The sequence below is a fragment of the Amycolatopsis sp. lyj-112 genome (assembly GCF_046549055.1).
Classification (GTDB): domain Bacteria; phylum Actinomycetota; class Actinomycetes; order Mycobacteriales; family Pseudonocardiaceae; genus Amycolatopsis.
Genome location: NZ_JAJPWS010000003.1, coordinates 637,893 through 658,605 on the forward strand (window position 1 = coordinate 637,893; position 20,713 = coordinate 658,605).

20 protein-coding genes are annotated in these 20,713 nt (G+C 69.8%); 3 read left to right on the forward strand and 17 right to left on the reverse strand.

Annotation, left to right across the window (positions count from 1 at the left end):
• Positions 1 to 27: 27 nt before the first annotated feature.
• The 8 genes from ACLJRL_RS15105 to ACLJRL_RS15140 form a co-directional block, all read right to left on the reverse strand.
• On the reverse strand, positions 28 to 417 hold the full coding sequence (locus ACLJRL_RS15105) for a hypothetical protein (protein WP_410656751.1): 390 nt from the start codon (positions 415 to 417) through the stop codon (positions 28 to 30).
• A 142-nt stretch (positions 418 to 559) separates the two neighbouring features.
• The gene (locus ACLJRL_RS15110) at positions 560 to 2,092 is read right to left on the reverse strand and encodes a uroporphyrinogen-III synthase (protein WP_410656752.1); all 1,533 of its coding nucleotides are present in this window, start codon (positions 2,090 to 2,092) and stop codon (positions 560 to 562) included.
• A gap of 66 nt (positions 2,093 to 2,158) precedes the next feature.
• Positions 2,159 to 3,106, reverse strand: a complete 948-nt coding sequence (gene hemC / locus ACLJRL_RS15115; protein ID WP_410656753.1) for a hydroxymethylbilane synthase — start codon at positions 3,104 to 3,106, stop codon at positions 2,159 to 2,161.
• Positions 3,103 to 4,419, reverse strand: coding sequence for a glutamyl-tRNA reductase (locus tag ACLJRL_RS15120; RefSeq protein WP_410656754.1), 1,317 nt, complete (start codon positions 4,417 to 4,419; stop codon positions 3,103 to 3,105). Before ACLJRL_RS15120 ends, hemC begins: the two co-directional genes overlap by 4 nt.
• On the reverse strand, positions 4,420 to 5,247 hold the full coding sequence (locus ACLJRL_RS15125; protein WP_410656755.1) for a redox-sensing transcriptional repressor Rex: 828 nt from the start codon (positions 5,245 to 5,247) through the stop codon (positions 4,420 to 4,422).
• 358 nt (positions 5,248 to 5,605) lie between these two features.
• Positions 5,606 to 7,141: a molybdopterin-dependent oxidoreductase gene (locus ACLJRL_RS15130; RefSeq protein WP_410656756.1), complete on the reverse strand. Its 1,536-nt coding sequence runs from the start codon at positions 7,139 to 7,141 to the stop codon at positions 5,606 to 5,608.
• Between the two features lie 57 nt (positions 7,142 to 7,198).
• Entirely contained in the window at positions 7,199 to 7,435 is a 237-nt protein-coding gene (locus tag ACLJRL_RS15135; RefSeq protein ID WP_410656757.1) for a glutaredoxin family protein, read from the reverse strand.
• An 11-nt stretch (positions 7,436 to 7,446) separates the two neighbouring features.
• Positions 7,447 to 8,931, reverse strand: a complete 1,485-nt coding sequence (locus ACLJRL_RS15140; protein ID WP_410656758.1) for an AMP-binding protein — start codon at positions 8,929 to 8,931, stop codon at positions 7,447 to 7,449.
• 292 nt (positions 8,932 to 9,223) lie between these two features.
• Between ACLJRL_RS15140 and ACLJRL_RS15145 the strand changes: the two genes are divergently transcribed.
• The 3 genes from ACLJRL_RS15145 to ACLJRL_RS15155 all read left to right on the forward strand — a co-directional run bounded on the left by ACLJRL_RS15145 (position 9,224) and on the right by ACLJRL_RS15155 (position 12,119).
• Positions 9,224 to 9,928 carry a sigma-70 family RNA polymerase sigma factor gene (locus ACLJRL_RS15145; RefSeq protein ID WP_410656759.1) on the forward strand — a complete coding sequence of 235 codons (705 nt, stop codon included), beginning with the start codon at positions 9,224 to 9,226 and terminating at the stop codon, positions 9,926 to 9,928.
• A 113-nt stretch (positions 9,929 to 10,041) separates the two neighbouring features.
• Complete coding sequence (locus ACLJRL_RS15150) at positions 10,042 to 11,121, forward strand: DUF5667 domain-containing protein (protein WP_410656760.1); 1,080 nt, start codon at positions 10,042 to 10,044, stop codon at positions 11,119 to 11,121.
• Between the two features lie 95 nt (positions 11,122 to 11,216).
• Complete coding sequence (locus tag ACLJRL_RS15155) at positions 11,217 to 12,119, forward strand: HAD family hydrolase (protein WP_410656761.1); 903 nt, start codon at positions 11,217 to 11,219, stop codon at positions 12,117 to 12,119.
• A 109-nt stretch (positions 12,120 to 12,228) separates the two neighbouring features.
• On the opposite strand, the gene ACLJRL_RS15160 is transcribed toward ACLJRL_RS15155, so the two are convergent.
• The 9 genes from ACLJRL_RS15160 to ACLJRL_RS15200 all read right to left on the reverse strand — a co-directional run bounded on the left by ACLJRL_RS15160 (position 12,229) and on the right by ACLJRL_RS15200 (position 20,707).
• Positions 12,229 to 13,347, reverse strand: coding sequence for a lysophospholipid acyltransferase family protein (locus ACLJRL_RS15160; RefSeq protein ID WP_410656762.1), 1,119 nt, complete (start codon positions 13,345 to 13,347; stop codon positions 12,229 to 12,231).
• Positions 13,344 to 14,393, reverse strand: coding sequence for an NAD-dependent epimerase/dehydratase family protein (locus ACLJRL_RS15165; protein WP_410656763.1), 1,050 nt, complete (start codon positions 14,391 to 14,393; stop codon positions 13,344 to 13,346). Before ACLJRL_RS15165 ends, ACLJRL_RS15160 begins: the two co-directional genes overlap by 4 nt.
• 286 nt (positions 14,394 to 14,679) lie before the next feature.
• Positions 14,680 to 14,781, reverse strand: coding sequence for a 30S ribosomal protein bS22 (locus ACLJRL_RS15170; RefSeq protein WP_007030867.1), 102 nt, complete (start codon positions 14,779 to 14,781; stop codon positions 14,680 to 14,682).
• 144 nt (positions 14,782 to 14,925) lie between these two features.
• Positions 14,926 to 15,141: a helix-turn-helix domain-containing protein gene (locus tag ACLJRL_RS15175; protein WP_125790228.1), complete on the reverse strand. Its 216-nt coding sequence runs from the start codon at positions 15,139 to 15,141 to the stop codon at positions 14,926 to 14,928.
• A gap of 193 nt (positions 15,142 to 15,334) precedes the next feature.
• Positions 15,335 to 16,228, reverse strand: a complete 894-nt coding sequence (locus ACLJRL_RS15180; RefSeq protein WP_410656764.1) for an endonuclease domain-containing protein — start codon at positions 16,226 to 16,228, stop codon at positions 15,335 to 15,337.
• A gap of 148 nt (positions 16,229 to 16,376) precedes the next feature.
• A complete protein-coding gene (proC, locus tag ACLJRL_RS15185) occupies positions 16,377 to 17,192 on the reverse strand; it encodes a pyrroline-5-carboxylate reductase (protein ID WP_410656765.1) in 816 nt (271 codons plus the stop codon).
• 100 nt (positions 17,193 to 17,292) lie between these two features.
• Positions 17,293 to 18,066 (reverse strand): thioesterase family protein, encoded by a 774-nt coding sequence (locus ACLJRL_RS15190; RefSeq protein WP_410656766.1) that lies wholly within the window; start codon positions 18,064 to 18,066, stop codon positions 17,293 to 17,295.
• 198 nt (positions 18,067 to 18,264) lie between these two features.
• Positions 18,265 to 19,068, reverse strand: coding sequence for a sugar phosphate isomerase/epimerase family protein (locus ACLJRL_RS15195; protein WP_410656767.1), 804 nt, complete (start codon positions 19,066 to 19,068; stop codon positions 18,265 to 18,267).
• 22 nt (positions 19,069 to 19,090) lie between these two features.
• Positions 19,091 to 20,707: a hypothetical protein gene (locus ACLJRL_RS15200; RefSeq protein WP_410656768.1), complete on the reverse strand. Its 1,617-nt coding sequence runs from the start codon at positions 20,705 to 20,707 to the stop codon at positions 19,091 to 19,093.
• Positions 20,708 to 20,713 lie beyond the last annotated feature (6 nt).

Consider the following 20,713-nt stretch of genomic DNA (forward strand, 5'->3'; position numbering starts at 1 on the left):
GCGGCGGTCCAAGGGCCTCAAGCGCTTCTAGAGCGGAATGGTCTTCGTGTTGCATCCGGCGGTCGACGCGCAGGCGGTCACGGTCAGCCTGGTCGCGACGGTCGGAGAAGTGAAGACGACCCGCTTCGTCTCGTTGTCGGCGACGACCCGGTGCGCCACGGACGGCGGTCCGGCGAGGACGAACTGGGCGGTGAGCGTCGCGGCGGGCGAACTGTCGCTGACGGTGGCCACCACCCGGCTCTGGCCTCCGACGTTCTCGACGGTGCCTCTCACGCTCTGCACCGCGCAGCCGAGTGGACTGCAAACCTCGAACGGCGTGGCCGGCACCGCGGCGGCGGTACCCGTGAGCCCGGCGAAACCGAGTGCGAAAGCACCCAGCGCGACACTGATTCTGGCGGCATGAACAAGAGATCTCATGATCACTCCCCAGCGATTCCCCGGTGCTCGTTCACCGGATTCCCACCCAAGCTAGCGCTCGCCGCTAAGCCGGAGGAAAGGTTTCGCTAAAGAAGAAACCCCCTTCCCGCATCAGGCGAGAAGGGGGTTTTCCGCTACGGAATCAGGAGCGACGGGCTCGCTTCGCCTTGCGCGGCGGCGGAAGCGCACCCTCGGCACGGAGCCGGGCGGCGTGCTCGGCGAGCGCGTCGACGAGGTGCGGGACGTCGGCCTTCTCGGGCTGGACGTCGACCCGCAGCCCGAACTCCACGGCGGTTTCCGCGGTCTTCGGGCCGATGCACGCGACCAGCGTGCGGGTGTGCGGCTTGCCGGCGATGCCGACGAGGTTCCGCACGGTCGAGGACGAGGTGAAGCAGACCGCGTCGAAACCGCCGGTCTTGATCATCTCGCGGGTGTCGGCTGGCGGCGGCGCGGCGCGCACGGTGCGGTACGCGGTGACGTCGTCGATTTCCCAGCCGCGCTCGCGCAGGCCGGCCGAAAGGGTCTCGGTGGCGATGTCCGCCCGCGGCAGCAGCACGCGGTCGACGGGGTCGAGAACGTCGTCGTACGGCGGGAATTCGGCGAGCAAGCCCTCCGAGGACTGCTCGCCCTCCGGGATCAGCTCGGGGATGATGCCGAAGGAACGCACCTTCGCCGCGGTCGATTCGCCGACGCAGGCGATCTTCACGCCGGAGAACGCCCGCGCGTCGAGGCCGAACTCTTCGAACTTCTCCCAGACCGCGCGGACGGCGTTGGTCGAGGTGAAGACGATCCACTGGTAGCGGCCGTCGACCAGGCCCTTGACCGAGCGTTCCATCTGCGCGGGGCTGCGCGGCGGCTCGACCGAGATGGTCGGGACCTCGTGCGAGGTGGCGCCGTGGCCGCGAAGCCGCTCCGCCATCTCTCCGGCCTGCTCCTTGGTGCGCGGCACCAGGACCTTCCAGCCGTACAGCGCGCGCGACTCCCACCACGACAGCTTCGACCGCTGGCCGACGGCCTGGCCGATGGTGACGATCAGCGGGCCGACGAGCTCGCCCGCCTCGTTCGCGACCGTGGCCAGCGTGGTGTCGAGGGTGCGCTGGGTGTTGATGGTGCCGTTGGACGTCACCGCCACCGGGGTGGACGCCGGCAGCCCGTGCTCGGTCAGCGCGGACGCGGCCTCGGCCAGATGCGCCGAAGTCGCGTGCAGCACGATCGGGCCCGGGGTGGCGGCCAGCGCGGCCCAGTCGACGTCACCGCGGACATCGACCTCGGTGTGCGTGCCACCGAGCGCGACGCCGGCGTAGGCCGGGACGGCCGCGCCGGGCGAAACACCCGGGACGATGTCGAAGACGGCGCTGGTCCGGGAAACGGCCTGCACCTCGGCGACCACGGCGGGCTGGGTCAGCGGGTCGCCGGCGATCAGCCGGAGCACCAGCCGACCAGCCTTGGCCTCGTTCACCAGGTCCTTGGCGACCTCGGTGGCCTCGCCGACGGCGGGACGCACTTCGGCGCCCTCCGCGGTGAAGGCCAGGACGCCCGAAGGCACGTCCGGATCGGTCACCACGACCTCGGCCTTGGCGAGCAGCTCCTGAGCGCGGACGGTCAGCAGACCGGCGTCACCAGGGCCCGAGCCCACGAAGGCGACACGCCCTGTGGTCTTTCGCACGGGGGTCATCTTCTACGTTCTCCTCTTAAGCGGCCGTAGTCGTTCGCGGCCGGATCATCAACGTTCTGGCTTGGCTCACTGAGTGGGACCGGAAAGTGCCCCGGCCCCGAGGTCCAGCAGTTCGGCGGCCAGTGTCCGGCCGAGCTGTTCGGCATCGTGGCAGTCGGCGAGCGCGGACGCCCGCACCATGTCGACCGCGTCTCCGTCTCCTTCGACGGCAGCGGTACCCCGCAACGAGATCCGCTCGACGACCCGCCCATCGGCGTCCAGGTCCTCGACGATCTCCGCCAGCGCTCCGACCGGTGCGCTGCACCCGGCCTCCAGCGCCGCGAGCAGAGCCCGCTCGGCCGTCGCCGTGGCACGGGTTCCTTCATCGTCCATTGTGGACCCGAGCAGGTGCTCGAGATCCACGTCTTCGGCCCGGCACTCCACCGCCAGCGCACCCTGCGCGGGAGCGGGCAGCATCTGGATCGGGTCGAGGGTCTCGGTGATCTCCTCCGCCCGGCCGATCCTGGCCAGTCCGGCACGCGCGAGGACCACGGCGTCGAGCTCTCCGTCGGCGACCTTGCGCATGCGGGTGTCGATATTGCCTCGGATCGGCACGATTTCCAAACCGAGACCGAGCGCGCGCAGTTGCGCGGTGCGCCGCGGCGAGCCGGTGCCGACGGTCGAACCCGGCGGAAGCTCGCCCAAAGTCAGCCCGTCACGGGCGATCAGCGCGTCACGCGGGTCCTCGCGACGCGGCACGGCGGCCAGCGTGATCCCGGCCTCCGGCTTCGTCGGCAGGTCCTTGTACGAATGCACGATGACGTCGACTTCCTTGCGCAGCAAGGCTTCGCGCAGCGCGGAAGTGAAGACGCCGACCCCGATCGTCGGGATGGGCGCGGACGACTTGTCGCCCGGGGTCGTCACGGTGACGAGCTCGACCTCGGCCCCGGTGGCCCGCAGGGCGTCGGCGATGGTGCCGGTCTGCGCGAGGGCGAGTTTGCTGCCGCGCGTCCCGATACGGATGACTCTGCTCACTGATGATCACTGTCTCTCGGCGTTGACGTGGGACTCGCCACGGCCGCGGGCGCCTGCGGGTCGAGGCAGAACAGCTCGCGCAGCGCGTTGGCGTAGTCGGTGTCGGCCGTCTCGGCGGCCAGCTGCTTGACCCGCACCGTCGGCGCGTGCAGCAGCTTGTCGACCACCCGGCGGACCGTGCGGCCGACCTCCTCGCGGACCCCGGCTTCGAGGTCCGGCAGGCGGTTGTCCAGCCGCAGCAGCTCGGCGTCGACGACCTCGGCCGCGCGGCGCCGCAGCGCCGTCACCGTCGGGGTGACCTCGGCGCTGCGCTGACCGGCGAGGTAGTCGCGCACCTCGTCGAGCACGATCCCGGTGGCCTTCGCGGTCTGCCGGTCGGTGGTCGGGGTGCCCGCCTCGCGCATGCGGCGCTGGATGGTCTCGAGGTCGACGACGGTGACGCCGGCCAGCGCGGCGACGTCGTGCTCGACGTCACGCGGGAGGCCGAGGTCGCACACCACGAGCGGGCGGCCGTCGCGGGCCGGGACGTGTTCGGCGGTGAAGACCGCGGCCTGCGCGCCGGTGCAGCAGACGACGACGTCCGCCTCGGCGACCGCGGCCGCGATACCGCTCATCTGGACCGCCTTGGCCGGCACTCCCTGCTCGACGCTCGCGGCGGCGAGCCGGGCGGCCTTGGCCTCGGTGCGGTTGGCGATGGTGATCTCGCCGATCCCGGACTTGCGCAGCTGGGACGCGGTCAGCGCGCCCATCGAGCCGGCGCCGACGATCAGCGCGTGCTTGCCGGCGATGTCCCCGGCCGCGGCCAAAGCCTCGGAAACGACCGACGCGCCCAGCTTGTCGAGGCCGGTTTCGGCGTGGACACGCTTGCCGACGCGCAGCGTGGTCTGGATCAGCTCGTGCAGCGTGCGGCCGACGGTGCCGGCGTCGCGCGCGGTGGCGTAGGAGGACCGGATCTGGCCGAGGATCTGCGTCTCGCCGACGACCATCGAGTCCAGGCCGGAGGTGACCGAGAACAGGTGCTCGATCGCCGCGCCGGCGTAGTGCACGTACAGCGAGTCGTAGAGGTCCGCGGGCTGCATCCCGGCCTGGCGGGCCAGCACGTCGGAGACGTCGTTGAGGCCGCCGTGGAAGGTCTCGACGACGGCGTAGACCTCGATGCGGTTGCAGGTGGAGACCAGGATGGCCTCGCTGACGTGCTCGGCCTGCTGCAGTTCGTGGAGCACCTTGGTCACATCGGTCGCGGGGACCGCGACGCGTTCCAGGGTGTTCAGCTCGGCACTCCGGTGCGAGAGCCCGACCGCCAACACGCTCATTCAGCGCACCACCAATCCATTGCCGTGGCCGTTCACGCTGCCATTCTCGGCTCCCTTGGGGCCAGAGTCTCCCTCGCCATTGCCATTAGCGGCCAGATCGGCGCGGCGAGCGACGTGGAACGACAGGATCTGCAGCTCTACGGCGAGATCCACCTTGCGGACCTCGATCTGCGGTGGTACCTGCAGCACCACCGGTGCGAAATTCAGGATGCACTGCACGCCACCTGCGACAAGGCGGTCGCAGACCGACTGCGCGGCGGTGGGCGGAGTGGCGATGACGCCGATCGAGATCTGCCGCTCGGCGCAAACCTTGGGGATGTCGTCGAGATGCGACACCGGGAGGCCGCCGACCGGCACGCCGACCAGGTCCGGGTCGAGATCGAACAGCGCCTCGACCGGGAAACCGCGGCCGGGGAACCCGCCGTAGTTGGCCAGCGCGTGGCCGAGGTTACCGATCCCGACCACGGCGACCTTGTGCTTGCGGGTCAGGCCGAGGATCCGCTCGATCTGGCTGACCAGCACCTGGACCTCGTAGCCGACGCCGCGGGTGCCGTACGAGCCGAGGTAGGACAGGTCCTTGCGGAGTTTCGCGGAATTCACGCCCGCGACCTGCGAGAGTTCCTCGCTGGAGATCGTGGTCGCGCCCTGCTCGGACAACCCGGAGAGCACTCGCAGGTAGACGGCGAGGCGGGCGACCGCCGCTTCGGGGATCGACTTCGCGCGTACCGCTTCCGGCTCGCCGCTGGTCTCGACCGCGGGCATCTCGGCGGTGGGGGCGTTGTCGGCATCCGGTGTCACCCGGCTGCGCCGGCCTCGTTGCGACACCACTCTTGTCCGCTCCTCTGATCCTTCTGACGACATGAATCGCCTGAACCAGGAAATCGGCTCTTGACCCGAAGTGCTGAGTCCGGTTCGATGCCGGGCACCCATCGGAGGCGATGGCTCTACGGTAGCCATTTGTGAACGCAGGCACAAAGTCACAGGTAGCGGCTGTGTTGAAGGTCGCGCGCTGACGGAAACGTCCCGCAGGGCGCAGGCCCGAGGCACCTCACGTCGAGCAAGATGGCGCCCTGCAAAACGCTTCCGTGGCCTTCGGCCAAAGAGGCGCGCGAGGTGAAGTCTCCGTCGGGCGCAGAGCGCCCTTGGGGAGACCGTTATGGTCACCGACCTGCGCGTAAGTCGCGCGTCAGCGCGCGCCAAAAGACACCGTGTGCAGGCCGGTGGCGCCGTCGGGGACGGTTCCGACGCGTTCTTCCGTCTGCGTATAGCCCGATTGGTCGGTCGCACGGACGGCGACCTGGTGCTGGCCGGGAGCGACGTCGACCTCGGTCCACCACATCCGCCAGGTGTCCTTCGACGTCTCGGCCGACAGGACAGCCGCCTGCCACGGACCCTGGTCGACGCGGATCTCGACCTTCGCGACGCCGGTGTGCTGCGCCCAGGCGATCCCGGACACCACCACCTTCCCCGCGTTCACCGCCGAGCCGGGGGCGTCGATCCGCGACTGGGTCTTCACCGGCCCCTCGCGGCCCCAGCCGCGGTTGAGCCAGTACGCCTCGCGCTCCTGCCAGGTGGTGATCTCCAGTTCGGTCACCCATTTCGTGGCGGACACGTAGCCGTACAGCCCGGGGATCACGATCCGCGCGGGGAAACCGTGCTCGATCGGCAGCGGTTCGCCGTTCATGCCGAGGGCGAGCATCGCGCCACGCGCCGGATCCAGGGCCGCCTCGACCGGGGTTCCGCAGGTCCAGCCGTCGACGCTGGTCGCGAACATCTGCTCGGCGCCGGGTTTCACGCCCGCCTCGATCAGCAGGTCCCGGAGGTCGATGCCGAGCCAGCGCGCGTTGGAGATGTACGGGCCGCCGACCTCGTTGGAGACGCAGCACAGGGTGACGTCGCGTTCGATGAGCGGTCGCGAGCGGAGGTCGTCATACGAATAGGTGACTTCGCGGTCGACCATGCCGTGGATCCGCAGGCTCCAGTCTTCGGTGCGCACCTGCGGGACGACCAGCGCCGTATCGATCCGATAGAAGTCACGCGAAGGTGTGAAGAAGGGCGGAGTGCCGAACTTGGCGAAGTCCGCGTCGGGCGGGATCGGCGGCGCGGTCCTCGCCGCGACGAGCCTGCCCACGGCGGCCCGGGAGTCTTCGGCGTTCTTCCGGGTGCCGACGAACTGGCCGGTGAGCGCGGCGACACCGGCTCCGGCGGCGACGGAAACCCCGGTGATCAGCACTTTCCGGCGGTCCGGCCCGTCGCCCTCGCGATCGTCGAAGAACACGCGCGGCAGGAAGAACAGATGCAGCCGGGTGAACACGACGAGACCGGCGACCACCGCGGCCACCGGCGCCAGCAGCGCGATCTGGCCGAGGTCGGTGCGCACGTAGACGGCGGCGACGCCGGCCGCGCCGAGCAGGCCGATGAGCACCTGCCCCGGAAGCGGCTTTCGCTGCGAAAGCCATCCGGTGAGGAGGGCGAACAGCACCAGGACCACGGCGAGGCCGAGTTTGAGGACGACCTTGTCCCAGGTCTGCAGCGTCTGTTCGGCCCAGGCCACGACGGCGTGCGGGCTGTGGTCGATGACGAAGTTCGCCACCGCGACGAACGGCGAAGCGGTGTACCCGACGAAGCCCGCGACGAGATGCCCCACACCGAGTGCGGCGACCAGGGCGAGCAGGCTGGTCAGCGCGGCTTGCGGGTAGGTGAGCTTGCGTTCGTCGTCCACGACTCCATCTTCACCAGCGAGAGGGCCTGAGGTCGGCTGTTCGCCCTTACGAGTGTGTTACGCCAGCGCCTTCCGGAGCCTGTCCTCTTCGACGCGCCAGTAGCCGTGCTCGGCGTCGTCGATCAGGATCACCGGCACGCGGTCGCCGTATTCGGCCCGCCATTCGGGATCACTGTCGACGTCCTGGGCCGACCAGGCCACGCCCAGCTCGCCACAGATCCGTTCGATGTCCTGCTCCGCGACCTCGCACAGGTGGCAGCCCGTCCGGGTCATGACGGTCACTTGGTGTGCCATGCCTTCAATTCTTATCGCAGCTTGATACGGCGCAGTTTCCCCGTCGCCGAATGCGGCAGGGACTCCGCGAATTCGACCGTGTGCGGCACCTTGTAGCCCGCCAGGTTCTCCGCGCAGTGCTCGACGACCTGCTGCTCCGAAAGGGAGGCGCCGGACACGGGGACGACGACGGCCTTGACCGCCTCGCCGGTGCGCTCGTCGACGACGCCGACGACGGCCGCCTCGAAGACCTCGTCCAGTTGCGAAATCACGTTCTCGACCTCGTGCGGGAAGACGTTGAACCCGTTGACGATGATCAGGTCGTTGGCCCGGTCCACCAGGTGCAGGTCGCCGTCGGTGTCGAGGTAGCCGACGTCGCCGGTGCGGAACCAGCCCTCGGCGTCGGGACCGTGCGAGCCGTCGGGCCAGTAGCCGGAGAACAGGTTCGCGCCGCGGATCGACACCAGGCCGGTGCCGCCGTCCTCGTCGAAGGCGTCGACGAGGTCGTCGGGGTCGAGCGGGACGGGGGTCGCGTCGCCGTCGCTGTCGACCAGCCGGACCTCGACGCCGGGCAGCGGCCGCCCGACCGAACCCGGCTTCGGGTAGCCGGTGACCAGCGTCGTGGTGACCACCGGCGCGCATTCGGTGAGGCCGTAGCCCTCGTAGACGTCCAGCCCGGTGGCCCCGCGCAGCGCGGTGAGGATCTTGGGGTGCAGCGGCGCCGCGCCCGAGGTCATCCGGCGGACGGTGGAGAGGCTGCGGCCCAGCTCCTCCGGGTCCATCGCGGCGAACTCGGCGTACATCGCGGGCACACCGGCGATCGAGGTCACCCGCAGCTCCGCGCAGTCGGCCAGCGTGCGCTCGGCGAGGAACCGCTCGGACAGGACGGCCGTCGCGCCGACGGAGGTCGTCTGCAGCAGGCCCGGGCCGAGGCCGTAGACGTGGAACAGCGGGATGGTGATGAGCACGCGGTCGCCGTGGACGAGCGGCGTCGGGACGATCTGGCTCAGCTGGTCGAGGTTCGACAGCAGCGCGCGGTGCGAAAGCATCACGCCGCGCGGCGGGCCGGTGGTCCCGGAGGTGTACGAGAGGACCGCGATGTCCTCACCGGCGCCGACCGTCTCGACCGGCTCCGCTACTCCATCCGAGGTAACTCGGGGTGAGAGGCTCGTCACTCCATCGGGGAGCTCTTCGGTGGTCTCGCGTTCGAGGACGATCCGTGCGCCGCTGTGCTCCAGCAGCCCGGTCAGCTCCGCCACCGGAGCCTGCGGAGAGATCGGCACGACCACCGCGCCCGCCCGCAAGGCCCCGAACAACGAGACGGCGAAGGCTGCCGACGTCGGCAGCCGCAGCGCCACCCGGTCACCGCGGTCGATCCCCGCGTCGAGCAGGGCGCGAGCCAGCGCATGGGCGGCGCTGTCGAGCTCCGACCAGGTCAGCGAAGCCCCGCCGCCGGTCTCCAAGACGGCCGTCTTCCCGGGCCACTGCCGGGCCGCCTCGGAGAGCAAGGTGGGCACGCTTCGTTCGGCAACCTGCTCCGCGCTCAACTGCGAACCTCTTCCCTGAGATGGACGGCGTTGTCAGTTTGTCATCTCGGCCACCGTCATGGGGCCCACACGCTTTCGTCGCAGTTCCGTAACCCCGGCACCGCTACCTACTTCGCGGTAACTACACGTATGCTGCTGGTCGTCGTCGAGTGGTGTTGATCACTCGATGGTGAGAAAGGGAGTCGGACGTGCAGATCTTGCAGGCCCACGCGGCGGTGGGACATGCGGGCCGACTCTTCCTGTCCGGAACGGGAGGTGCCCCATGACCTTTCCCGTGCCGAAGCCCGTCTCGATGCTGGCGGGGCACATCCTGCGTCGCAGCGGCCTCACCGGGGTGCCGTCGTCCCGGCAGGCCAGGGCCGAAGACACCACCGACGCGGCGGCCGAGGCCGCGAAGGCCGAAGCCTGGGAGCTGGTCACCGCCGCCCAGGGCGGCGACACGTCCGCGTTCGGCCGGCTCTACGACCGCTACGTCGACGTCGTCTACCGCTACGTCCTGTTCCGCCTCGGCGACCGGGACCTGGCCGAAGACGTCACCAGTGAGACCTTCCTTCGCGCGCTGCGCCGCATCACGTCCGTGAGCTACCAGGGGCGTGACGTCGGCGCCTGGTTCGTCACCATCGCGCGCAACATCATCCTCGACCACGTGAAATCGAGCCGGTTCCGCCTCGAAGTGGTGACCGACGAGGTCTCCGAGCCGAGCGGCGCGCCGCTCGGGAACGTCGGCGTGCAGGCCGTCGCGGGGCCGGAACAGCAGGCCATCAGCCGCGCTACCCGCGCCGAGCTGCTGCGTTGCGTCGCCGAACTCGGTGAAGACCAGCGCGAGTGCATCGTGCTGCGGTTCCTGCAGGGACTCTCGGTCGCGGAGACCGCCGCGATCATGAAGCGCAACGAAGGCGCCATAAAGGCCCTCCAGCACCGCGCGGTACGCCGTTTGGCACAACTTCTGCCCACTGGTTTGCGTTAAAGTCTCATCTTTGCGTTGACACCGGTCAACTCCGTAACCACAGGGCGTTCCCGCTCGTTTTCCAGCCAGACCGGTGTCAGGACCGGCTGAACGCATGGAGACGGAGCAGGACCGTGGGCGTGCCGGGATGGTTCGCGCGGGAGCGAGCGGACGGTGACCGTTTCGCGGACCTCGTCGACGGTGCCGCGAATCCGGACGACGACGAGTTCGCGCACGAACTGGCCGTCGTCGGCGGTCTGCGCGAGCTGGGGACGAGCGGTGCGCCGGACGCCGAAACGCGCCGACGGATCCGCGAGGAGATCGCCGGACGTCTCGCCGAAGCCGAAGCTCCGCCCAAGCGGCGCGGTCACGCCGTCGCCAATCTCGCCGCGGCCGCCGTCGCGCTCGTGGTCGCGCTGGGCGGCCTGACGCTGCTGCTGTCCAAGGACGCGCTGCCGGGCGATCCGCTCTACGGCATCAAACGGGCCGGGGAATCGGCCGCGCTCGGGCTGACCTTCGACGACCAGGAGAAGGCGAAGAAGCACCTGGAGTTCGCCACGCACCGCGTCGGCGAACTCGACGAGCTGACCCGCCAGGGCGCCGGCACCGGGGCCTACTTCACCGGTCTCGCCGACTTCGAAACCGATCTGCGCGCCGGGGTCACCCAGCTGACGGCGCTCGTCACCGACCAGGGCGGCCAGACGCGCCTCACCGAACTGCGCTCATGGGCGCGGCAGCAGTCCGCCCGGCTCGGCGTCCAGGTCGGCCAAGCGCCCGCCGAAGCGCGCGACAAGTTCACCGCCGCCCGCGATCTGCTCGACAAGGTCCAGGCCCGCACGACGGACCTCGGTTCGCGGTTGGTCTGCTACACGATCACCACCGGCTCGTCCGACGATCTGGGCGCCGTCCCGGCCGCCGGGGACTGCGTCCGCAACCCCGACTCCCCCAACGCCGCCCTCCCGCCCATGACGACCACCGTGCCGCCCTCGGTGCCGACCGGATCGCCGTCGCCGAGCGCGCTGCCGCCGTCTTCGGGAGTGGACGTCGCGACCCCGACCGGACCGCTCGCCCCGCCGTCGGGCGGCACACCGCCGCCTGTGGTGGCCACACCGACGCCGACGAAGCCGCCCCCGGCGACGTCCACCACCCGGCCGCCGCCGCTGATTTCGATTCCGCCGCTCATCCCGGGGTTACCGCCGATCATCATCGGCTGACTCGGTGTCGATGAGGCAGGCGCCACACCCGGGACAGGCCGGTGGAGCGCTCGCTACGCTGTGCACAGGCACCTGGGATTCCGGAGGCGGTGTGCGTGTCAGTTTGGCGGGGCAGGGATAAGAGTCAAGAGCTCGAACGGCTGGCCGCGCTCGCGGGCGAGGCGTCGGCCGAGGCCGCCATGGCGACCGCGTCCGCAGCGGCCGCCGAGCCGCCCGTCCCACCCGCGCCACCGGACCTCACCGCGGCCGCGTTCTTCGACGTCGACAACACCATGATGATGGGCGCGTCGATCTTCTACTTCGCCCGCGGCCTGGCCGCGCGCAAGTTCTTCACGTCCGCCGATCTGGCCGGATTCGTCTGGCAGCAGGTGAAATTCCGGCTCGGCGGTCGCGAGAACAAGGAAGACATCAAGACCCACCGCGAGCGCGCACTGTCCTTTGTGGCCGGCCGCACCGTGCAGGAACTGACCGACATCAGCGAAGAGATCTACGACGAGCTGATGGCGGACAAGATCTGGTCCGGCACCAGGGCCCTCGCGCAGATGCACCTCGACGCCGGCCAGCGCGTCTGGCTCGTCACCGCGACCCCGATCGAACTCGCGGCCATCATCTCGCGGCGCCTCGGCCTCACCGGCGCGCTGGGCACGGTCGCGGAGACCAAGGACGGCGTCTACACCGGCCGTCTCGTCGGGGATCTGCTCCACGGCCGGGCGAAAGCGCACGCCGTACGGGCGCTGGCGTCACGCGAAGGGCTGAACCTCAAGCGCTGCACGGCGTACTCGGACTCCCAGAACGACGTGCCGATGCTGTCGGTCGTCGGGACCGCCGTGGCGGTGAACCCCGATGGTGGCCTCCGCGACGTCGCGCGGGCACGCGGCTGGGAGATCCGCGACTTCCGGACCGGACGGAAGGCGGCGAAGATCGGCGTTCCGTCGGTGCTCGGCGTCGGCGCCGTGGCCGGCGCGGTCGCGGCCGGCATGGCCTACCGGCGCCGCTGACGCGTAACTCGCGTGTTTGAACACGTCACTCGCGTGATTGGGGCCGGAACTCTCGAGTTCCGGCCCCAATCACGCGAGTGACGGCTCTAATCACGCTAGTGACGCGGTTCTAGCCCTTGAAGACGCTCTTCCGCTGGGAGAGACGCTTGTACAGCGACTGCTGGATCGACTCCCGCACCTGGTCGGTCAGCGTGAACACCAGCATCGGGTCGTCGACGGCGTCCGCGTCATAGGAGTCGGTGCGGATCGGCTCGCCGAACTCGATGCTCCACTTCGTCGGCAGCGGGATCGCGCCGAGCGGGCCGAGCAGCGGGAAGAGCGGCGTCACCGGGAAGTACGGCAGGCCGAGCAGCCGCGCGAGCAGCTTGATGTCGCCGATCTTCGGGTAGATCTCCTCCGCGCCGATGACCGACACGGGAATGATCGGCACCCCGGTCCGCAGCGCCGCGGACACGAAACCGCCACGGCCGAACCGCTGCAGCTTGTACCGCGACGAGAACGGTTTCCCGATCCCCTTGAACCCTTCCGGCCAGACGCCGACGAGTTCTCCCTTGCGCAGCAGGCGTTCCGCGTCGGCGTTGCAGGCCAGGGTCTGCCCGGACTTGCGGGCGAACGAACCGACCAGCGGCACCTGGAACACCAGATCCGCGCCGAGGCCGCGCAAATGCCTGTTACCGGGTGCGTGGTCGTGCACCGCAACGGAGGTCATCAGCGCGTCCAGCGGGATCGTGCCGGAGTGGTTCGACACCAGCAGCGCGCCGCCGTCGGTGGGCAGGTTCTCGACGCCGAAGGTGTCGACGCGGAACCACTTGTCGTACAGCGCGCGCAGGGGCGGCATCAGCAGTGTGTCGGTCAGCTCCGCGTCGAAGCCGAACTCGTCGACCGTGTAGTCACCGGTCAGCCTGTCCCGCAAGAACCCCAGCGCCGCCTTGAGCGAGGCGGGGAGGGCGTCCGCCGCCTCGACGGCGGGACGGGTCTTCGCGGGCGAGATCCGCGCCGCGCCGGGGAACTCCACGACGGGTGCGTCCGGCCTGCGCTCCTGTTGCCTCAAGTGCTCCTGTGCCTCTTCGGACTCGCGAAGATCGCGGTCCGCGTGCGCGGCCGCTTCCGGCTTCTCTCTGCCGGGGCCGTGCAACGGGATGACCTGCGCTTCAGCGCCGCTCACGTCTTCCGCCTCGCCTTCGTGAGAGTTCTGGGGAGTGTTCTCGTATCCGTCCGGCGTGCTCACCGGTGCGTCGCCTGTCCGGTCGCCGCGGCGACCAGGACCTTGCCGGCGAACCCGGCCAGCCGGCCGCCGTCCACCACGGGCCTCAGCCCGCGGCCGGTGATGTAGTCGTCGAACGCTTCGCGCGTCGTCCAGCGCGGGGTGTAGCCGAAGTCCTTCTTGAGCTTCGTGATGTCCACGACCCGGCCGAAGTTCAGCAGCCGGACCTGGTCGGCGGAGAAGTCGACCACGCGAGCACCGCGCAGGACCTTCCCGACCGACGGCACGACACCACTGGGCATCGGCAGCTCGACCCGGCCCGCTCGCCGGATCGCCTGTGAAAGGGTGAGTACCCCTTCCGAGCCCACATTGAACACACCGGGCTTGTCGTCCACCGTCGCCTGCTCGAAAACGGCCAGGGCGTCCGAGGCGTGCAGCAGCTGGATCCGGGCGTCGTAGCCGAAGACGGTCGGGACGACCGGCAGCGCGAAGTAACGCGAAAGAACGGTGTCGATCTCGGGGCTGATGATGTTGGCGAAGCGGAACAGCGTCGTCGTGATGTCGGGACGGCGGCGCATGAGCCCGCGGACGTAGCCCTCCATCTCGACGGCGTCCTTGGCGTAGCCGCTGGTCGAGGTGGGGATGAGCTCCGAATCCTCGGTGAAGACGGCTTGCGAGCGCGCCCCGGCGCCGTAGACCGCGGCCGTCGACTTCACCACCAGCTTGCGCACGAGCGGCGAACGCTGGCAGGCCGCCAGCAGCCGCATCGTGCCGATGACGTTGACCTCTTTGATCGCCGTGCGGCGAGCGGGGCCCGCCGGATGCGCGGTGCACGAGGCGTGCACGACGGTGTCGACCTTGGCGGTGCTGATCACCTTCGCGATCAGCGGGTTACGGATGTCGGCGCGGACGTACTCAGCGCGACCCATGCGCTGGAGCACCGACTTCTGCGGAGGCGTGGTGTCGACGCCGATCACCCGCTCGAACTCCGGATTGTTGCCGAGTCTGGCGAGCAGCTTCCCGCCAAGGTCTCCCCCGACCCCGGTCACGAGCACGATGTTCGACGGCATAGGACTCCCTGCGGCGTTGGGTGGTTCTCGGTCTTTCGATCACGGGGTCCTGATGACCTTGAGTACGAGCTTGATCTACCGAGTGTGCGCGAATCTGCACTCATGGGAAGCATCGCGCGGGTGCCCTTGAGATGTTACCGCTCATTAGGGGTAGCTGAGTCAGCCCTTACATGCTATTAACCCGCTGCTCGCAGAGGGGATGCACGTCTCACTCGAATGGCGGGAAAAGTCCACTAAATGGGAATGGCCCGTCCAGAAACTGGACGGGCCACTCACCGGCTGTGTCTTACTTGCCGGCCTTCCTACGCTGAACGCGCGTCCGGCGCAGCAACTTGCGGTGCTTCTTCTTCGACATGCGCTTACGGCGCTTCTTGATCACAGAGCCCATCGAGAGCGCTCCTTCCTTCGTCGTCGGTCACGCTGCCCGGCGCAGCGTCCAACGGGTGGAGCGCACAGGCACGAGCGGTCTTCCAGGGTACTCGCGCCCCGGAAGACGCCCGTCGGCGGGCACGTTGTGCTCGCGAAGCCCGCTTCAGCCCACGTCGAAGTAGGCGCCTTGCAGGTACTCGTGAACGGCCTTTTCAGGCACTCTGAACGACTTCCCGACGCGCACCGCGGGCAACTCGCCCGAGTGAACGAGACGGTAGACGGTCATCTTGGAGACCCGCATCAGCGTGGCCACCTCGGCGACCGTCAGGAACTGGACCTGGCCCACTGAGGGCAGATCATCCTTCTTGTTCTGCGGCATGATTCACCGTGTCCTTCGACACGTGTCGCGCCACGCGGCTTCCCCACCTGTGGTATCGACACGCACGTGCTCTCCTGAGAGTAGCGGGACACGTGTGACTAAAGCGACGCGAGTCACCGAGATGGGCCCGTCCGACTACGCATTTCGTCCTCTGGTCGCGGTAGTTGCGCGTGCATACACCGCAACTAGAGGACTACTTGCGGCGGTTGAGAGCCGCCCGCACCCGGTCGACCATCCCCCGCGGGTCGGCGTAGAGCTCTTCCTTGGTGATGACGATGAACTCCCAGCCCTCCGCCTCGATCAGCGCTCGCCGCCGGGCGTCCAGCCGCGGCTGTTCGCCCAAGAGATGCCAGGCGCCGTCGTATTCGATGGCGAGTTTGGCCTTGAGGATCGCGAGGTCGAGCCGTCCGAGGAACAGGGTTCCGCGGTAGACCTCCACCTGAGGCTCCGCCTCGATGTCCCGAAGCCTCAGCCACACCCTGACCTCGGACTCCGGGATGGACTCGGCCCGTCCGTCCGAGAACGCGAGGGCTTGCCGCGCCCGGCCGATACCGTGATCGTGCCGGTTCCCCAGATACGCCTCGAGCGTTTCGCGGTCGATGCACCCCGCGTGGAGCAGGGCATCCAGCTGGCCGACGACGCGGGGAAAGGATCGGCGGAGACGCGTGTCGGCCAGGATGTCCAGCGTCATGCGCAGCGGGGTGGCGATCCGGCCGTCCCGCCAGGGTTCGAAATCCTCGCCGAGAAGCCTGGTCCGGCGCAGGTGCGTCCCGCGCAGGCTATGGAAGCCCTGCCGCTCGGGCACGACGAATTCGACCGGATCGTTCTCGAGCGCGAACGGGAATCCGCGCACCGTCGCGGCCGAGCAACCGGTCAGCACCGCGCCTTCGGGCGCGATGAGGATCGCGGCCTTGCACCGCAGTTCGTGATCCAGAGGGAGACCCCTCGGGACATAGACGTTCTGGAACAGCCGGTTGTACGGCCCCGAACGGAGCTGGGCACGGGTGAGGTCCCCCTGGCTGACGGCATGGCTGCCGAGGAAGGGGCCGGTGAAGTCGCAGATCTCCGCGTATTGGTTTCTGGGCACCAACCGACGATGACACCCGTACCCGGCGCCACCCCGGCTTCAAGATCATCTTCGCCGCACTTGTCCACAACGGCCGTCGCCTGTGGATAACCCCGCGATTAGTCCTCTAGTTGCGGTAGTTGCGTGTGCATGGAACGCAACTAGAGGACTAATTGCGAGGGTCGTGAGCCTGGCCGAGCTCGGTCGAGCGGTCCTTCGCGGCCTCGATGGCGTCCAGCAGCGCGGCGCGGACGCCGTGCTTTTCCAGCTCGCGGATGGCGTTGATGGTCGTTCCGGCCGGCGAAGTGACGGCTTCGCGCAGCAGCACCGGATGCTCGTCGGACTCCGCGAGCATCTTCGCCGCCCCGACGGCCGACTGGATGATCAGCTGCCCGGCGAGCGCGCGGGGCAGGCCGAGCAGGATCCCGGCGTCGATCATGGCCTCGACCAGGAAGAAGAAGTACGCCGGACCGGAACCGGACAGCGCGGTGACGGCGTCCTGCTGCGACTCCGGCACCTCGACGACCTGCCCGACGTGCGAGAGCAGTTCCTTCACCACCGTGATGTGCTCGACCGTCGCGTGCGCACCCGCGGAGACCGCGCTCATCGCCTCTCCGACGAGCATCGGCGTGTTCGGCATGACCCGGACCACCGGGACGCCCGCGGCCAGCCTGCGCTCGTACAGCGCCGTCGGCAGGCCCGCGCACAGCGAGACCACCAGTGACTGCTCGCCGAGCAGCGGCGCGAGTTCGTCGAGGACGGGCTCGATGTCCTGCGGTTTGACCGCGACCACCAGCACGTCGGCCCGGCGCGCGGCGTCGGCGACGCTGACCCCGTGCACGCCGTAGCGCTCGGTCAGCTCGGCCACTCGCGCCGGGTACCGCTCGGTGAACAGCAGGTCACCCGGGCTGTGCCCGCCGTGCAACAGGCCCGAGAGCAGGGCCTCTCCGATCTTTCCCGCACCCAGGACCGCGATCACACTCATGCCTACTCCTCGTACTGGGTCACTTCGCATCGCATGAGCGGGCACTGTGTCAATGATTCGCTCGCAAGCTCCCTCATGCGTTCAGCGTGCCAAACCCCGGTCAGCCCCCGGGCGCCGGGGCGAGTGCCAGCTGACGGGACTGGCAGACCAGCCTGCCCTGGGAATCCACCACGGTGGCGTCCGAGTCGAACCAGGCCTCGTGCACCGACTGGGCCTGCACGATCACCCGCAGCCAGCCGGGCGCCGGGCGAGTGCGCACCAACGCCGTCAGCTGGACCGTCGGCGACCAGCCGACACGGCCCAGGTTGTAGACGACCGGCGGATTCACGTCGCCCGCGAGCAGGGCGAAGAACGGGTCGGGCAGGCCGTGACGCGGCCGGACCCACAGCCGCATCTTGGGCGGGTCGCCGATCCGGCCGTGCAGATAGCCGACGCTCGCCGGGTCGAGGCGGACGTCGCAACCCTTCGCCAGGTTGAACACGCCCTCGGACGTCTCCCCCGTCATGCTCACCGCGCCGGGAGGCGGTTCGGCCGGCATACCCGGGACGTCGGTCCACTCCGGGCGCCGCATCGGCAGCCGCCCGGTGGTCACCCTGGCCTCGACGCAGCTGCGGCCCCGCTGCTCCAGCAGGACCGCGACGACGGAGGCGCGCCTGCCGACCTTCCGGACGTCGGTGCGCAGCAGCACCGGCCCCACGGCGGGCGGGTGCAGGAACTCCGCGCTGATCGCGAGCGGCTCCGAGGGTGGCTCTCCGCGTTCGTGCAGGATCGAGAGGGCGGTCCGCGCCATCAGGGCCATCAGGAAGCCGCCGTGCGGATGCCCGCCGATCGACCACTCCGTGCGTAGCACCGCCGTGAATGTTCCGTCACCCATTGATCGCGTCGCGCAAGCAGCGTCGAAGGAGGTGACCGTGTCGTCGGTCGCGCTCACCGAGCACTGACCAGGGCCACGAGCCGATCCATCGGGGTGCGGGAGATCAACAAGCGCAGCGGGTTCACGGTCGGAACTTTACGTGTAGCGACGCGTCCGGCGCAGGTAGGAATGAATCTCCGTACCCGGGGACGATCTTTGTCACTGACCGAGGTGGAACCTCGCGAACAACAGCGACTCCGCGAGATCCTTTGACCGCTGTGCCGCGCTCGGTGAACGGCGGGTGTTGATCTCCAGCACGATCTGTCCGGCGAAGTCGCTGCTCACGAGCTTTTCGAGGAGTTCGGCGCAGGGCTCGATCCCGCGTCCGGGCACCAGGTGCTCGTCCTTCGGGAGGCCGGTGCCGTCCGCCAGATGGACGTGCGTGAGCCCTTTTCCCATCCGTTCGGCGAGCGCGAGCGCGTCCATGCCGGCTGCCGCTGTGTGGGACAGGTCGAGTGTGTAGTGGCGAAACCCTACGTCCGTAGGGTCGATCGAGGGCCGGAAGGCCGATACGCGGGACGTCCGCGACCCGCCGGGCGGGCGGACCTTGAACATGTTCTCGACCGCGACCTCGATGCCGCTCTCGGCTTCGAGCTCGTCGACGAGGTCGCCGAACGCGTCGCCGTAGCGGCGCTGCCAGCGGAACGGCGGGTGCACCACGACGGTGCGCGCACCCAGTTCCAGCGCCGCGTCCACGGACATCCGCAGGCGCACCTCCGGATCCGGGGACCACACGCGCTGGGTGATCAGCAGCGACGGCGAGTGGATCGACAGCACCGGCACCCCGGTGCGGCGCGACCAGCGGCGCAACGCGGAGACGTCCTGGCTGACCGGGTCGGCCCAGATCATCACCTCGACGCCGTCGTAGCCGAGGTCGGCGGCCATCTCGAACGCCACGCCCGCCTTCTGCGGCCAGACGGAGGCTGTCGAGACGCCTACCGGAACCTGCTGCGGGTCAGCCATTCCGGCATTCTCTCCGAGGCCGCTAACGCGCGACCAGCAGGAGTGCGGCCGGTGAGACCGTCACCACCAGTCCGACCAGGACCGCGAGCACCGTGGTCTGCAGGTCTTCGGCCCGGCGGATCTTCCGGACGATCCACACCAGCGCGACGATCACCAGCAACGCGGCGACCAGCGCGGCGGCGGGGATGTTCACCCACAGCCAGTTGAAGCCCAGCCAGACCCCGGCGCCGCCGACGACCCCGAGGGCGAGCTGACCGGCCAGCGCCAGCCACTGCTTCCCCGGTGAGGCGTCCTCGGCGAACTCCTCGGGCTCCTCTTCGACGACGTCTTCGTCCTGGTCGTCGTCGTAGTCGTCCTCGTAGTCGTCGGACCGGTAGCCGGCCGCCGTCCGGCCGAAGCCGTACTCCTCACGAGCGAAGTCCGGGCTTCCGTCCGGGTACGCCGGGTCGGCGAACTCGGTTTCGTAGTCGTCGAGGTTGTCCTGCTCCTGGCGTTCCTGCCGATCCCGGTCGTCGAGCGAATGCGGTGGCACGAACGGCATCGGCGCGGGGTGGTTCATGGTCGGCGGGCCGGCGTCGAACGCGTCCTGTTCGGGGTCCACCTCGGGATCCACCGGGGCGGCCGCGGCCGGCGGCACCGGCGGGATCCCGCCGATCTCGGTGTCCTCGGACTGCACCTTCTGCCGTCGTTTGCGCCAGCCGGCGAGGCCGGCGGGAGACTCCGGCCCGGCGGGCGCGGGTGCGTCGGGTTCGGGCGCTTCGTCCGGGACCGCGGCGAACTGCTCGGTGCTCGGCTCGGCCTTGGGCTGGGCGGGACGGCCCGGCGGACGGCGGCGTCGCACAGGCTGCGGTGCCGGTGTCTGGAACGCGCCGCTGGCCATCGGGCCGGGCTGCTCCTGGACCTCGTCGACGGCGGGGTCGGCCCCGCCGTCGAGTCTGGCCGAAAGCCCGGCGGACGGGGGGCCGGCGGGTGGTTCGGGACGGCGGCGGACCGGCGGCACCTGGCCGCGGGTCTCCTCCGGGCCCGCGGGGGGCCGCGGACGGCCACGCGGGGGCAGGCCGGTGGAATCCGGCAGCCGCTGATAGCCGCTCTGTTCCTGCGGCGGGCGGGGATCCTGCGGCGGACGCGCGAACTGCCCGGACTGCTGCGGCGGGCGCTGCTGGTAACCGCTCTGTTCCTGCGGCGGCGTGGGCCGGGCGAACTGGCCCGACTCCTGCGGCGGCTTCGGCGGCTGGCCCGGCTGCGGGCGCTGCTGATAGCCGCTCTGCTCCTGCGGCGGGCGTACCGGAGGCGTCTGCCTGGTCGGGCCGGCCACGGGGTTCGGCACGGGCAGCGGCGCGGAGTCCTGCTGCTGCGGCGGCACCGGACGCGGGGCCGACTCTTGAGGGCGGCTACGGCGCGGCGGGCGCGACGGCGGCGGCGGGGTGTCGCCCGACACGCGGTCGATGATCGCCTGCGGCGCGGTGTCGCTCACCGAGGGCGCGCGGCGGTTACGCGGCGGCTCCGGAGGAGTTTCCTCTTCCTCGTCGTCGGCCGCGCGGCGTCGCCTGCGGCGCCCGCCTTCGGGCTGGGCTCCGTGCTGCGCGAGCAGCTCGGCCACGGTCTTCTGTGGCTGGCCGCTCTCTGTCTCGTCCGTCATACCGTG

Excerpts from the sequence above, each read along its gene's own strand:
- ACLJRL_RS15175 (WP_125790228.1), bottom strand. The coding sequence starts at position 15,141 with ATGCCGCAGAACAAGAAGGATGATCTGCCCTCAGTGGGCCAGGTCCAG.
- proC (WP_410656765.1), bottom strand. The coding sequence starts at position 17,192 with ATGAGTGTGATCGCGGTCCTGGGTGCGGGAAAGATCGGAGAGGCCCTG.
- ACLJRL_RS15200 (WP_410656768.1), bottom strand. The coding sequence starts at position 20,707 with ATGACGGACGAGACAGAGAGCGGCCAGCCACAGAAGACCGTGGCCGAG.
- ACLJRL_RS15120 (WP_410656754.1), bottom strand. The coding sequence starts at position 4,419 with ATGAGCGTGTTGGCGGTCGGGCTCTCGCACCGGAGTGCCGAGCTGAAC.
- ACLJRL_RS15145 (WP_410656759.1), top strand. The coding sequence starts at position 9,224 with ATGACCTTTCCCGTGCCGAAGCCCGTCTCGATGCTGGCGGGGCACATC.
- ACLJRL_RS15170 (WP_007030867.1), bottom strand. The coding sequence starts at position 14,781 with ATGGGCTCTGTGATCAAGAAGCGCCGTAAGCGCATGTCGAAGAAGAAG.
- ACLJRL_RS15195 (WP_410656767.1), bottom strand. The coding sequence starts at position 19,068 with ATGGCTGACCCGCAGCAGGTTCCGGTAGGCGTCTCGACAGCCTCCGTC.
- ACLJRL_RS15165 (WP_410656763.1), bottom strand. The coding sequence starts at position 14,393 with ATGCCGTCGAACATCGTGCTCGTGACCGGGGTCGGGGGAGACCTTGGC.
- ACLJRL_RS15110 (WP_410656752.1), bottom strand. The coding sequence starts at position 2,092 with ATGACCCCCGTGCGAAAGACCACAGGGCGTGTCGCCTTCGTGGGCTCG.
- ACLJRL_RS15105 (WP_410656751.1), bottom strand. The coding sequence starts at position 417 with ATGAGATCTCTTGTTCATGCCGCCAGAATCAGTGTCGCGCTGGGTGCT.
- ACLJRL_RS15135 (WP_410656757.1), bottom strand. The coding sequence starts at position 7,435 with ATGGCACACCAAGTGACCGTCATGACCCGGACGGGCTGCCACCTGTGC.
- ACLJRL_RS15190 (WP_410656766.1), bottom strand. The coding sequence starts at position 18,066 with ATGGGTGACGGAACATTCACGGCGGTGCTACGCACGGAGTGGTCGATC.